This is a genomic window from Ramlibacter sp. P4_H7 (assembly GCF_056400765.1).
Genome location: NZ_JBFUKP010000009.1, coordinates 175988 through 188561, shown reverse-complemented (window position 1 = coordinate 188561; position 12574 = coordinate 175988). Strand labels below are relative to the sequence as shown.

13 protein-coding genes are annotated in these 12574 nt (G+C 70.7%); 7 read left to right on the top strand and 6 right to left on the bottom strand.

The genetic code is table 11. The annotated features are described in order from the left end of the window. The first annotated feature begins 25 nt into the window (after window positions 1–25). Entirely contained in the window at window positions 26–1015 is a 990-nt protein-coding gene (locus AC1DSA_RS14540; RefSeq protein ID WP_477890384.1) for a zinc-dependent alcohol dehydrogenase family protein, read from the top strand. A gap of 3 nt (window positions 1016–1018) precedes the next feature. Here the strand turns inward: AC1DSA_RS14540 and AC1DSA_RS14535 are convergent, their stop codons facing one another. After that, window positions 1019–1846, bottom strand: a complete 828-nt coding sequence (locus tag AC1DSA_RS14535; protein WP_477890336.1) for a L,D-transpeptidase — start codon at window positions 1844–1846, stop codon at window positions 1019–1021. A gap of 128 nt (window positions 1847–1974) precedes the next feature. On the opposite strand from AC1DSA_RS14535, the gene AC1DSA_RS14530 reads away from it, so the two are divergent. The 4 genes from AC1DSA_RS14530 (at window position 1975) to AC1DSA_RS14515 (ending at window position 6904) form a co-directional block, all read left to right on the top strand. Then, window positions 1975–2406: an Hsp20/alpha crystallin family protein gene (locus AC1DSA_RS14530; protein WP_477890334.1), complete on the top strand. Its 432-nt coding sequence runs from the start codon at window positions 1975–1977 to the stop codon at window positions 2404–2406. A gap of 11 nt (window positions 2407–2417) precedes the next feature. Continuing rightward, the gene (locus AC1DSA_RS14525; protein WP_477890332.1) at window positions 2418–3140 is read left to right on the top strand and encodes an ABC transporter ATP-binding protein; all 723 of its coding nucleotides are present in this window, start codon (window positions 2418–2420) and stop codon (window positions 3138–3140) included. Between the two features lie 199 nt (window positions 3141–3339). After that, the gene (locus AC1DSA_RS14520) at window positions 3340–5706 is read left to right on the top strand and encodes an ABC transporter permease (protein ID WP_477890330.1); all 2367 of its coding nucleotides are present in this window, start codon (window positions 3340–3342) and stop codon (window positions 5704–5706) included. 4 nt (window positions 5707–5710) lie between these two features. Next, window positions 5711–6904 carry an efflux RND transporter periplasmic adaptor subunit gene (locus AC1DSA_RS14515; RefSeq protein ID WP_477890328.1) on the top strand — a complete coding sequence of 398 codons (1194 nt, stop codon included), beginning with the start codon at window positions 5711–5713 and terminating at the stop codon, window positions 6902–6904. Window positions 6905–6910: 6 nt separating this feature from the next. Here AC1DSA_RS14515 and AC1DSA_RS14510 read toward each other — a convergent pair whose 3' ends face one another. After that, entirely contained in the window at window positions 6911–7357 is a 447-nt protein-coding gene (locus AC1DSA_RS14510; RefSeq protein WP_477890326.1) for a host attachment protein, read from the bottom strand. A 115-nt stretch (window positions 7358–7472) separates the two neighbouring features. On the opposite strand from AC1DSA_RS14510, the gene AC1DSA_RS14505 reads away from it, so the two are divergent. After that, window positions 7473–8897: a bifunctional aminoglycoside phosphotransferase/ATP-binding protein gene (locus AC1DSA_RS14505; RefSeq protein ID WP_477890324.1), complete on the top strand. Its 1425-nt coding sequence runs from the start codon at window positions 7473–7475 to the stop codon at window positions 8895–8897. A 53-nt stretch (window positions 8898–8950) separates the two neighbouring features. Here AC1DSA_RS14505 and AC1DSA_RS14500 read toward each other — a convergent pair whose 3' ends face one another. The 4 genes from AC1DSA_RS14500 to AC1DSA_RS14485 form a co-directional block, all read right to left on the bottom strand. Beyond that, the gene (locus tag AC1DSA_RS14500) at window positions 8951–9265 is read right to left on the bottom strand and encodes a hypothetical protein (RefSeq protein WP_477890322.1); all 315 of its coding nucleotides are present in this window, start codon (window positions 9263–9265) and stop codon (window positions 8951–8953) included. Window positions 9266–9424: 159 nt separating this feature from the next. After that, on the bottom strand, window positions 9425–10309 hold the full coding sequence (locus tag AC1DSA_RS14495; protein WP_477890321.1) for a hypothetical protein: 885 nt from the start codon (window positions 10307–10309) through the stop codon (window positions 9425–9427). A gap of 43 nt (window positions 10310–10352) precedes the next feature. Further along, the gene (locus tag AC1DSA_RS14490) at window positions 10353–11312 is read right to left on the bottom strand and encodes an acetyltransferase (RefSeq protein ID WP_477890319.1); all 960 of its coding nucleotides are present in this window, start codon (window positions 11310–11312) and stop codon (window positions 10353–10355) included. Further along, on the bottom strand, window positions 11312–11962 hold the full coding sequence (locus tag AC1DSA_RS14485; RefSeq protein WP_477890317.1) for a phosphoribosyltransferase: 651 nt from the start codon (window positions 11960–11962) through the stop codon (window positions 11312–11314). Before AC1DSA_RS14485 ends, AC1DSA_RS14490 begins: the two co-directional genes overlap by 1 nt. A 251-nt stretch (window positions 11963–12213) precedes the next feature. On the opposite strand from AC1DSA_RS14485, the gene AC1DSA_RS14480 reads away from it, so the two are divergent. Continuing rightward, window positions 12214–12546 (top strand): HPF/RaiA family ribosome-associated protein, encoded by a 333-nt coding sequence (locus tag AC1DSA_RS14480; protein ID WP_477890315.1) that lies wholly within the window; start codon window positions 12214–12216, stop codon window positions 12544–12546. Window positions 12547–12574: the final 28 nt, after the last annotated feature.

Below are 12574 nucleotides of genomic sequence, written 5' to 3'. Positions count from 1 at the left end.
GCATCGCGCCATGCCGGCGCAGGACATGCTCGCGATGGTCGTGGACACCGGGAATCGCACCCTGCGTGCCGCGCGGCGCGCGGTGCCGCAGCCCGGCCCCGGGGAGGTGCTGGTGCGCGTTCGCGCCTGCGGCGTGTGCCGCACCGACCTGCACCTCATCGACGGCGACCTGCCCCCGCATCGCGATGGCGTCGTGCCGGGCCACGAAATCGTCGGCGAAGTGGTGACGCAGGGGCCAGATGCCAAGCGCTTCCCCGTGGGGACGCGCATCGGCGTCCCGTGGCTGGGCCGCGCCTGCGGAACCTGCCCCTACTGCCGCGCGGCCCGAGAGAACCTGTGCGACGCCCCGCTTTTCACCGGCTACGACCGCGACGGCGGTTATGCCGAGCACGCCGTGGCCGACGCGCGGTTCTGCTTCGCCTTGCCTGCAGACGTCGACGACCTGCACGCGGCGCCGCTGTTGTGCGCCGGCCTGATCGGATTTCGCACCTGGCGGCTCGCCGGCGGCGCCGCCGTGCGCCGGATCGGCCTCTGGGGATTCGGGGCCGCGGCGCACATCGTCTGCCAGCTCGCCGTGGCCCACGGCCAGGAGGTCCACGCTTTCACGCGTCCCGGCGACGCGCAGGCCCAGGCCTTCGCCCGGAGCCTGGGGGCCGCCTGGGCCGGCGGCAGCGACGAGCCGCCGACGGCGGAACTCGACGCCGCGCTGATCTTCGCCCCCTCCGGGCCGCTGGTGCCCGCCGCACTCGTCTCGGTTCGCAAGGGCGGCGTCGTGGTCTGCGGCGGCATCCACATGAGCGAGATCCCGGCCTTTCCCTATGCGCTGCTGTGGGGCGAACGGGAGCTGCGGTCCGTGGCCAACCTCACGCGCGCCGACGGCGAGGATTTTTTCGCCTTGCTCGCCCGCGTTCCGCTGCGCACGCACGTGCGGGCTTATGCGCTGGCGGACGCGAACCTGGCCGTGGCGGACCTGCGGGAGGGGCGCCTCGAAGGCGCGGCAGTGCTGGTCCCCTGAGCTTCAGGGGCGCGCCGGGCGGCGCGGCTGCCGCGGCAGCGGGCTCCAGACGGGCCGACGGGTGCGCTGGGTGTCCAGGACCACGAGGTAGCGCCCCGCGTCCGCCGCGGGATCGCGGTCTTCGGGCAGCATCCACAAGTAGCGCCCCTCGCGCAGGAGGCGGTCGTATTCCGCGTCGAGCAGGCCGTAGTGATCCAGCAGCCGGTTGAGGCCGGCGGGGATGCGGATGCAGCCCTTGGACTGCGCCGTGCCCAGCCTCTGCTCCAGCACGCCCGGATCAGTGGCATGCATCTGCAGGCGCATGTCGATCACCTGCCAGTCGCCCCAGCCCTTGGGCACGCGCTGCCAGCCGAAGTCGAACACCCGCATGCCCTTCACGCCGTAGCCGCGGATGCCGTTGGCGTTGAAGGTGCCTTCGGCGCGGAAGTCGAGGTTCGCGCCGGTGTGGTCGAACACGCCCAGCGGCGTCTGGAAATGGTCGAAGCTGCCGGGCCGGCCCGTCGACACGGGCGAAGCGCCGACCAGCTGCCAGTCGCCTGCCGCCGAGCGCCACATCAACAACAGCGCCTGCACCTTGGGGTCGCGGTCGACCACGGCAACGTACTGCGCTCCCTCGGGCGCGACCAGCTGCGCTGCGAAGGCGTCCTCGGCCAGCCGCGCGTAGTGCCGGACCTCCTGCGGCGGCACCTCGAGGCGGCGGTCCACATCGGTACGGTACAGCGTGGCGAGTTCCCCCGGGGATGCGGGTCCGGCCTGAGCCGCCCATCCGACGGCAGCGATGCACGCGCACAGTGCAGGTCGCAGTCCCTGCATCCAATGCCTGAGATCCATGGCGGCCATTCTCGAAAGCCTGCGTCCCGGCCGCTTGAGGCAGATCAACGCGACGCCCCGCGATGCGCCTAAATTGGTCGCGTGGCGGGCACACGCCACGAGAGACCCAAGCATCCAAGGACACCATCATGAGCAATCTCCGCCTGCTGGACCCCACGTTCGGGGACAACTTCGAAACGACGTTGCGCCGCTTCTTCTCGCCCACGGTGTTCGAAGGCGAGCCGCCGCAGCAACTGAAGATGCGCATCGACGTCACGGAAAACGACCAGGCCTACAAGGTCAAGGCCGACATCCCGGGCGTGAAGAAGGAAGACATCAGCGTCCGCATCGACGGCAACGTCGTCCAGATCGACGCCAAGACCGAGAGCGCGAAGGAGACCAAGGGCGAGGGCGACAAGGTGCTGCGCAGCGAGCGCTACTACGGCACCATCTCGCGCACCTTCAGCCTGGCGCAGGACATCGACGACGCCAAGGTGCAGGCGAAGTACGCCGACGGCGTGCTGAGCCTCGAACTGCCCAAGAAGACCGCGGCCGACGCGCGCAAGATCACGGTCCAGTAAGACCCGTTCCCATGAAACCGGCAGGACCGGCCGGCCCGGTCCTCCGGGCCCATGCCCTCACCAAGACCTACGGCAGCGGCGATTCCGCGGTCCATGCGCTGCGCGCGGTGGACCTGGAGGTGGCCGCCGGCGAATTCGTGGTCCTGCTGGGGGCGTCGGGCAGCGGCAAGTCCACCCTGCTGAACCTCCTGGGCGGCCTGGATATCCCCACGTCGGGCGAGATCTGGTTCGAGGACCACGCGCTGCACGGCGCCAGCGACGATGCCCTGACCACCTACCGGCGCGAGCACGTCGGATTCGTTTTCCAGTTCTACAACCTGATCCCCAGCCTCACGGTGGCCGAGAACGTGGCGCTGGTGACGGACATCGCCGCGCACCCCATGCCGGTGGACAAGGCCCTGGACCTGGTGGCCCTGTCGCCGCGGCGCGATCACTTCCCCTCCCAGCTTTCGGGCGGCGAGCAGCAGCGCGTGGCCATCGCGCGCGCCATCGCCAAGCAGCCGCAGCTGCTGCTGTGCGACGAGCCGACCGGCGCGCTCGACTACGCCACCGGCAAGCTGGTGCTGGAAGTCATCGCCCGCATCAACCAGGAGCTGGGGACCACCGCGCTCGTCATCACGCACAACGCGGCGATCTCCGCCATGGCGGACCGGGTCGTGCGGCTGGCGGACGGCCGGATCGCGAGCATCGAAGTGCCCGAACGCCGGCTCAGCCCGGCGGAGCTGTCCTGGTGAACGCAGTGAGCGCCGCACGGCCGCCCGAAGGCGCTCGCCCCCTTCGCTTGCGGAGGGGGGAGGAGCAGCCCGCGCAGCGGGCAATCCTGGGGGAGGTTCCTATGAGCGCCGCACGGCCGCCCGAAGGCGCGGACCCCCTCCGCTTGCGGAGGGGGGCGGAGCAGGCCGCGCAGCGGACCAGCCTGGGGGAGGTTCCCCAGTGAAAGCCCTCGACCGCAAGGTGCTGCGCGACCTGCGCCTGCTCTGGAGCCAGGCGCTCACGATCGCGCTGGTGGTGGCCAGCGGCATCGGCGGCTTCATCGCGACGCTGTCGGCGGTCGACTCGCTGCAGCGCGCCCGCGACGACTTCTACGCGCAGGCGCATTTCGCCGACGTGTTCGCCCTGGTGAAGCGCGCACCCGACGCGATGGCGGAACGCATCGCCGAAGTACCCGGCGTGGTGGACGTGCAGACGACGGTGGAATCGTTCGCGCGCGTGAGCGTTCCCGGAACCACCGACCCGGTGATGGGCCAGCTGATCGGCCGCGACGCCCGCAAGCCGCAGCGCCTGAACCAGGTGCTGCTGCGCAGCGGCCGCTGGCCCGAAGCCGGCTCCCATGTCGGCGGCGCCCTGGAAGCCGTGGTCACCGCCAGCTTCGCCGAGGCGCACCGGCTCGCGCCGGGCGACAACGTCTCGGCGCTGGTCAACGGCAAGCGCCGCACGCTGCGCATCACCGGCACGGCCCTGTCGCCCGAGTACATCTTCGGCGGCATCATGGGCATGCCCGACCTGCGCTCCTTCGGCGTGTTCTGGGTGGACAAGGACGAACTCGCGGCGGCCCTGGACCTGCGGGGCGCGTTCAACCGCGTCGCCCTCAAGCTCGCGCCCGGCGCTTCGGAGCCCGCGGTGACCGATGCGGTGACGCGGCGCCTCGCCGTCCTGGGCGGTTCGCCCGCGCACGGACGGGACGAACAGAGCTCGCATGCCATGCTGGACAACGAGATCCGTGAGCAGCGCGTGCTGGGCACCATCCTGCCGGCGATCTTCCTCGCGGTGGCCGGCTTCCTGCTGCACGTGGTCACGGCCCGGCTGGTGGCGACACAGCGCGAACAGGTCGCGGCGCTCAAGGCCCTGGGCTACCGCGACGGCGCGATCGCCCTGCACTACCTGAAGCTGGTCGCACCGATGGTGCTGGGCGGCTACCTGCTGGGCGTCGCGCTCGGGCGCGCCCTGGGCATGATGTTCATGGGCCTGTACGCGGAGTTCTACCGCTTCCCCGTGCTCGAGCACCACATCCCGGCGTCCCTCGCCTGGATCGGGCTGGCCATCGTGGCAACCACCGCGGTGCTGGGCACGCTGACGGCGATCGCCGCCACCATCCGCCTCTCGCCCGCCGAGGCGATGCGCCCGCCGGCGCCGGGCCGCTACCACCGCGCGCTGCTGGAGCGGGTGCCGCGCCTGAAGCTGGCGCCAGCCCTGCGCATGATCCTGCGCAACATCGACCGCCGGCCGCTGCGCGCGGCGCTGACAACGGGCGGCATCGCCGCCTCGGTGGCGATCGTCGTCATGGGCAACTTCTTCCGCGACGCCATCGATGTCATCGTTGACACGCAGTTCAGCCTGCAGATGCGCGGCGACGTGATCGTCTGGATGACCGATGCGGTCGATGCCGGGGCCGGGCGCGAGCTGGCGCGCCAGCCCGGCGTGCTGCAGGTGGAGGCCGGGCGCCGGCTGCAGGTGCGCTTCAGCAACGGGCACCGTTCCGAGAAGGGCCTGATCGACGGCCACCCGGACGTCGCGCAGCTGCAGCGCGTGATCGACGTGGACCAGAAGCTCGCGCGCGCCCCGGCCGACGGCCTGCTGATGACCGACCGCCTGGCCGACAAGCTGCAGCTGAGGCCCGGCGACCTGGTCACGGTGGAAGTGCGCGAGGGGCGGCGCGACGTGCTGCAGATCCGGCTGCAGGGCACGGTGCGCGACATGATGGGCCTGAACGCCTTCATCCGGCGCGACACGCTCAACCGCCTGCTGGGCGACGGCGACCTCGCCAACTTCTTCAGCCTGCGGGTGGGTGCGCACGACCTGCCCCGGCTGCTGGAGTCCACGCAGGCCCTGCCCAGGGTGGCCGGTGCCTTCAGCAAGGCGACGATGCTGCGCAACATGCAGGAGATCAGCGCCCGCAACGTCCGCATCATGAGCACCATCCTCACGGCCTTCGCGGCGGTGATCGCGGTGGGCGTGGTCTACAACAACGCGCGCATCGCGCTGGCCGAACGCAGCTGGGAACTGGCCAGCCTGCGGGTGCTGGGCTTCACCCGCGCCGAGGTGTCGGTGCTGCTGCTGGGCGAGCTCGCCATCGGCATCGCGGTCGCCCTGCCCCTGGGCATGTTCCTCGGCTGGGCCCTGACCCATTCCTTCGTCGGTCTGATGAAGACCGACCAGTTCCTCTTTCCGGTGGTGATCCAGCCGCGCACCTATGCCTGGGCGGCGATCTGCGTGGTCGCCGCCGGCATCGCCAGCGCGCTGGTCGTGCGCCGGCGCATCGACCGCCTCGACATGGTGGCGGCCCTCAAGACCCGGGAGTAAAGGGATGTTCCAGAAGAAATACGTGTTGCTCGCCGCTGGGGGCGTCCTCGCCGCGGGGCTGCTCGCCTGGGCCTTCGCGCCGAAGCCGGTGGCGGTGGAAACGGCGGCGGTCGTGACCGGCCGCTACGAGCAGAGCATCGAGGAGGACGGCCGCACCCGGCTGAAGGACCGCTACACCGTGTCGGCGCCGGTCGCCTCCCGCGTGCTGCGCATCACGCTGCGCGAGGGGGACCGGGTGAGCGAGGGCGATGCGGTCGCGGTGCTGATGCCGGTGATGTCCTCCATGGTGGACGAACGCAGCTCGCGCGAGGCCGCCGCCCGCTACGAGGCCGCCAAGGCCAACGTCGCGCGGGCCGGCGCCCGCGTGCGCCGGACGCAGGTCGCGGCCGAGGAGGCCCAGCTGGAGCTGCACCGCACGGAGAAGCTCGCCCGCGAAGGATTCCTGTCCGGCTCCCGCCTCGACAGCGCGCGGCTCGCCCTGGATGCAGCCCGGCGTGACGTCGAGGCCGCCCAAGCGGAGCGCGACGGCGCGCTGCACGACCAGGCCCAGGCGGCTGCCGCGCTGCTGCCCGCGGGCGGCACCGTGCAGGCCGGCAAGCCGCTCACCGTGCGTTCGCCCGTCGCCGGGGTGGTGTTGAAGGTGGCCCAGACCAGCGAGGGCACGGTGCCCGCGGGAACGGCCTTGCTGGACGTGGGCGACCCGGCGCGGATGGAAGTGATCGCCGAACTGCTCACCACCGACGCCGTGCAGGCGCAGCCGGGACGCCGCGCCGTCATCGAGCGCTGGGGCGGCCCCGTGGTGGAAGGCCGGGTGCGCCTGGTCGAACCGGCCGCGTTCACCAAGGTGTCGGCGCTGGGCATCGAGGAGCAGCGCGTGAAGGTGGTGGTGGACATCGCCAGCCCGCCGCCAGCCTGGCAGGCCATGGGCGACGGCTACCGGGTGACGCTGCGCGTGATCACGCAGGCCGTGGAGCAGGCGGTCATGGTACCCGTGGGCGCCCTGTTTCCCATCGGCGACGGCGGCACCGGCGTGTACCGGTTGCAGGACGGCCGGGCAAAGCTGCAGCCGGTGGAACTCGGCGGCCGCAACGGCAGCGAGGCGTGGGTGCGCAGCGGACTGAAGGCGGGCGACACGGTGATCGTCTATCCGCCGCCCGCGGTCAGCGACGGCCAGCGCGTGGAAACGCGCAAGCCCTAGATGCGATCAGCGCGCAGGCGTGGCCTGGTGCTGCAGGCGCGCTTCGATCTCGCCCAGGCCGAAGCTCGTGAGGTCCACGTCGTGCGTACTGACGGGCAGGCGGCGTGTCTGTTCGCCCAAAGCCTGCTTCAGCTCGCCCAGGAAGGGACTGGACGCATGGATGCTGAGGGCGGCATAGCTGCCCTGCGTGGCGCCCTGCTCCAGCTTCTGCGCCAGTTCGTGCGCGAAGTGAAGGTGCTCCTTGGATTGCGCATCGACACGCGGTTGCAGGGCGGCGCTGGCAAAGCCATGGCCGCTGTGTTCGCTGCCGGCCTTGGCATCGCCCAGGGTGCTGCTGTGCATGCGGCCGGCCGGATGGTGGAAGGCCTGGAGCACCACGAGCGGGGTGCCTTGTTCCTGCTCGAGAAGGCGGGCTTCGGTGGCGTTGGCGATGAGGATCCAGTTGGGTTTCACGGGGAGTGCCTTTTCTGCAAGGAAGATGTCGATGCAAGATAGGGCGGCCGCAGCCGGCCCCACTTGACCCCCGTCAACAAGAATCCCCGACCCCTCCACAATCACTCGCGATCCCATGGATGCCGCCTACGCCGACGCCGCTGCCCTGGTCCGCCAACTCGCGCGGACGCTGGGCGCCCAGCTGATCGAGACGCACATCTCCTGGATCCTGCTGCTGCCGCGGCTCGCGTACAAGCTGAAGAAGCCGCTGCGCCTGCCTTTCCTGGACTACTCCACGCCCGCACTGCGCCAGCACTTCTGCGAGGAGGAGGTGCGGCTGAACCAGCGGCTCGCGCCTTCGATCTACCTCGGCGTTTCGCGCGTCACCGGCACGCTCGCCCATCCCGAGTTCGATGGCGACGGGCCGGTCCTGGACCACGCCGTCCGGATGCGCCGCTTCCCCGATGGCAGCCTGTTCAGCGAACGCGCGCGAGCGGGCACGCTGGGCGAGTACGACATCGACCGGCTTGCCGACAGGCTCGCCACTTTCCACCTGGCCGCTCCCGCATGCGATGCGGCTGATGCGGCGCCCCTTTCCCAGCGCGCCCTGGCCGCACTCGATGGGTCCGCCGACTGGTTCAGCGAGCAGGATCGCGGCGACCTGCAAGCGTGGATCGGCCGCGCGGCGGCGGACGTGGATCCGCTCTGGCGCGCGCGTCGCGCTGGCGGCCATGCGCGCGAGTGCCATGGCGACCTGCACCTGGCCAACCTGCTCGAATCGGGCGGCGAGGTGGCCGCCTTCGACTGCGTGGAGTTCGACGCCGGCCTGCGCTGCATCGACGTGATCGAGGACGCCGCGTTCACGCAGATGGACCTGGAAGCGCACGGCTTGCCGGAGCTGGCGGCGCGCTTCATCAATGCCTGGCTGGAACGCACGGGCGAGTACGAAGGCGTGCCCGGACTGCGTTTGTGCCTGGTGTACCGCGCGCTCGTGCGTGCGACGGTGGGGAAGCTGCGGGGCGATGAGGCCGGGCGTCGGTACGCTCTGCAGGCGCTCGCGTGGACGCGGCCGGCGCCGCCTGTGCTCGTGATCACGCATGGCCTGCCGGGGTCGGGCAAGACCTGGCGCTCGCAACGCTGGCTTCAGGCCCATGGCGGCCTGCGCATCCGCTCGGACGTCGAGCGCAAGCGCCTGTTCGGGCTCGCGCCGCTGGCGGATTCACGCAGCCAGGGCATCGCGATCTACGGAGGCGACGCGACGCAACGCACCTACGAGCGCCTGTTCTCGCTGGCGCGGCTGGCGCTGCGGGCCGGCTGGCCGGTGGTGCTCGACGCCGCGTTCCTGCGCGCCGGCGAGCGCCAGGCCGCCCGGGACCTGGCCGGCGCGCTGGGCGTGGCGTTCTCCATCCTCGATTGCGAGGCCCCGCTGGACGTGCTGCGCGAGCGGCTGGCGCAGCGGCGCGGCGATGCCTCGGAAGCGGACGTCACGGTGCTCGAAAGCCTGGCCCGCAGCGCCGAACCGCTGCAATCGCAAGAGCAGGCGCTGCGGATCGCGGAATGAAAAAGGCGGACCGAAGTCCGCCTTTTTCCACCGAGCGTGATGCGCTCAGGGCTTTACTGGGCTTCACCCTTCTTCGGAGCCTTGGCTGCTTCGGCGCCTTCGGTCTTGCGCTTGGCCTTGGCGGCATCCTTCTCGGCCTTGGTGGTCTTCTTGCTGGCCGTGGTGCTGGGCTTGTCGCTCTCGGCGCCGGACTTGGCGGCCTTGGCGCCTTCCGTCTTGCGGGCGTCCTTCGCGGCGGCCTTTTCTTCCTTGGACGCCGAAGCAGCCGGAGCGGCACGGTCCTCGCCGGGTGCTGCCTTCTGAGCGTAGGCATTGACAGCCAGCATCGAAGCCAGCAGGAGACTGATGGTCAGCAGGGTCTTTTTCATGGATTCCTCCAGGATGGTTGTGAAATAGGATCTTCTCTGATGGACCTGAAACGATCAAATCCTTCGCCGAGTATTTGCAATCGGCTGGGCGCCCGGCTTGATCTTCGTCAAGCGCGGCCTGATTGATGCTTTGCCTCAGCCGCGGCCATTGTCGCGCATTCAGCGGACGGCCGCTTGGCGCTGGACTTCGTCGCGTTTCATGCTCAAGTAGGCGTCCCGCTCGACCTCGTGCAACTGCCGGGGATAGCGTTCCGTGGCGTCGAACCAGGCCTGCAACCGGTTTTCCAGCTGCTGCGCAGGCGGCGCCTTCAGCGAGTCCAGGTAGGCGTCGATCGCGAGGTAGTAGCGCATGGTGTTGCGCTCCGCGACGCCGCGCTGGCCGCCGACGAAGGCGGTCTCCCCCGTTTTGGCATCCTTGGCCTTCGTGAAGCCCACCTTGTCCCGGGCGATGGTGCCCAGGTAAAGGCCCATGGCGAAGTCGCTGGTGGCCCCATAGCTCAGGGCATACCCCATGTGCAGGAAGGTGTGGCCGGCGTCCAGCGGGACGGCCTCCACCATCAACCGGTACTCGCGCGTGTCGTAGGGGCCCTCGGGGGCCTCCATCTGCACGAGCAGGTAGTCTTCGCGCTGCGTCGGCGGCCGCCAGTTGAAGAGGAGCTTGGAGGCGGCGTCGGGCGACTGCGGACCCTTCTTGCCCACCCGCATGTCCAGCCGCGTCGTTCCCTGCGTCTCGACGCGGCGGCAGTACTTGGTGTTCAGGTGCAGGATCAGGATCTCGCACCACTGCCCCACATCCGCCAGGGCAGCGGCGACGGTGGGGAACGGGTGTTCGAGCACCGCGAACACTTCGCCGTCGATGCGGCGCGCGTTTTCCTCCGACTGCAGCACCAGCGGACCGCCGAAGGCGTTGTTGGCCAGCTGGGGAGCAAGGTTCGTGTGCCGGGAGCGCAGCGGTTCGGGGCCCAGCGCGCCCGCGGCCTCGACGGCAGCGGGCGCGAGCAGCGCGAAAACGCAGGCCGCAGCCAGGGTGCGAAAGATGTCCATCCATACAAGATAGGACGGATCGGCAACCCTGGGTTGAGAAAGGTCAAGCCGGAAAGGAACGGTCCAGGGCCGCGGTGAACTCATCCAGGCGGTCGCGCGGCAGGCAGTCGATGCCGGCCGCCGAGGCGCGTCCCCCGCCGGTGCCGAAGCCCCGGCACAGTGCGTCCGCCCCGTGCGGCCGGCTGCGCGGCGCGCGCACGCTGACCAGGAAGCCGGCGTCCCCGATGGCCCTCAGGATCGCGTGGGCCCGCTCCGGCTCGCGTTGGCTCAGGGCATTGGCGAAGACGCCCTGGACCCGGCGCGCCCACGGGGCGTCCGGCAGCAGGTAGATCGCCGCACCAGGCAATTCGCGGTCTGCGGGCACGCGCCAGGCCAACTCGAGGTCCGCTGCCTGGTTGTCGACCAGCTGGGCCGCCACGGCCTCGCCCCGGGCGAACGCCAGGGGATCGGCATAGGGCCGCAGCAGTCCGGCCAGGCGCGCCGGCGGCACCAGCAGGTCGCATTCGGCGTCGCCATACGCGTTGTAGTTGATCGCCTCGCCCAGCGCGCGGAGCGTGAGGACCTCGCCCTCGGCCAGCCCGCACTGCCGTGCCAGCTGGCCCGCCGCGTCCGGCAGGTTGTCGCCGAACGCGCCGACCACGGCCCAGCGCCGGTGGGCGCCGCACAGGTGCCGATCCACCAGCAGGCTGGTGCAGACGTCCGGGGAAGGATCGAGGTGGGCGCGCAGCAGCGGATGCAGCGGCACCTCGCCGGCGAAATGGTGGTCGAAGTACTCCACGGAGGCACCCCGCGCCAGCAGCTCGAGCAAGGCGGCGCGATTGCGGTGCAGCGAGATGTCCAGCACGGTCACCGTGTCGCCGGCCCCGGCGGGCACGCGGTCCAGCAGGGCAATGTCGCGCTTGGGTCCCGTCACCAGGTGCGCCTCGCGCGGCTGCGCCAGCCGCAGCTGCTGCAGCGCGCACAGGCCATCGGCATCGCCGTTGCAGACGTCGAAGTAACGCATCAGGCCGCGCCGGTCCCCCGCGCCTGCTGCGACTGGCGCAGGAGGGCAACCACCTCCTCGTCTTCCAGCTGGGGAAAAGAGCGGTAGAACTGGCCGACGGCGGCGAAGTGCCCGGGCGCCTCCAGGCAGACCACGTCGTCTGCGTACGCGCCCACCAGTTGCACGCTTTCGGGCGATGCCACCGGCACCGCGCACACCAGCCGGGCGGGCTGGGCCTGGCGCACGGCGTGCAGCGCCGCGACCATGGTGGCGCCGGTCGCCAGGCCGTCGTCCACCACGATCACGGTGCGGCCGGCGGCGTCGATGCGGGTGCGGCCCGGCGTGTAGCGCTCGCGGCGGCGGGCCAGCTCCTGCAGCTGCGCGGCCTTCTGCTCCTCGACATAGGCCGGGCTCGCCCCGAACGAGCCGGCATGCGGCGCCAGGTAGACCCAACCGGTCTCGTCCACCGATCCGATCGCGAATTCGGGAGCGCCGGGCGCGTGCAGCTTGCGCACCAGCACCAGGTCCAGTTCGCCGCCGAGCCGCTGCGCGAGGATGGCGCCAATGGGAACGGCGCCCCGGGGGATGGCCAGCACCAGCGGGTGCTGGCCCCGGTAGCCGTCCAGTGCCCGCGCGAGTTGCTCGCCGGCATCCCTGCGGTCATCGAACATCGCTTGTCCTCCACGTTGCCTGGCGCCGCCACCTGGCGCCAGTCCGTACCGTACACCCTCCGAACTTGCGCGCCAACGGCGGGCGTCAAGCGCCATGGCCGGCAGCAGCGCCGCGCGCATCCCCTGTCCACCCCCTGCTTCCTCCTAATGGAGGATCCCATGAACATGGACACCTTCGTTTCAGTTGAGCAAGCTCAATCAAATCGTCTCCGGCGTGGTTCATCGTTACTGCGGGAACCCCAATAAACACAATGAAGCTGCCCCTCGACCTGCGATTCATCGGCCTCAAACCCTCCGAGGCCGTGGAGTCCGCCGTGCATGCGCGCATCGGCCATCTGGAGAGTCTGTGCCCCGACGTGACCGCGTGGCGCGTGACGGTCCAGCAGCAGCACGCGCCAGACACCCAGGGCCGGCCGTTCGCCGTGCGTGTCGAGGTCATCCTGCCCCGGCAGGAGGTGGCCTTCACCCGGGTGCACGATGAGGACGTCTACGTGGCGCTGCGCGACGCCTTCGACGCCGCGCGCCGGAACATGGAAACCCTGGTGGGCATGCGCGGTGGCGACGTGGAACACCAGGCGGCCTGATGGCGGCGCAGCCAGCGGCGAACCCTAC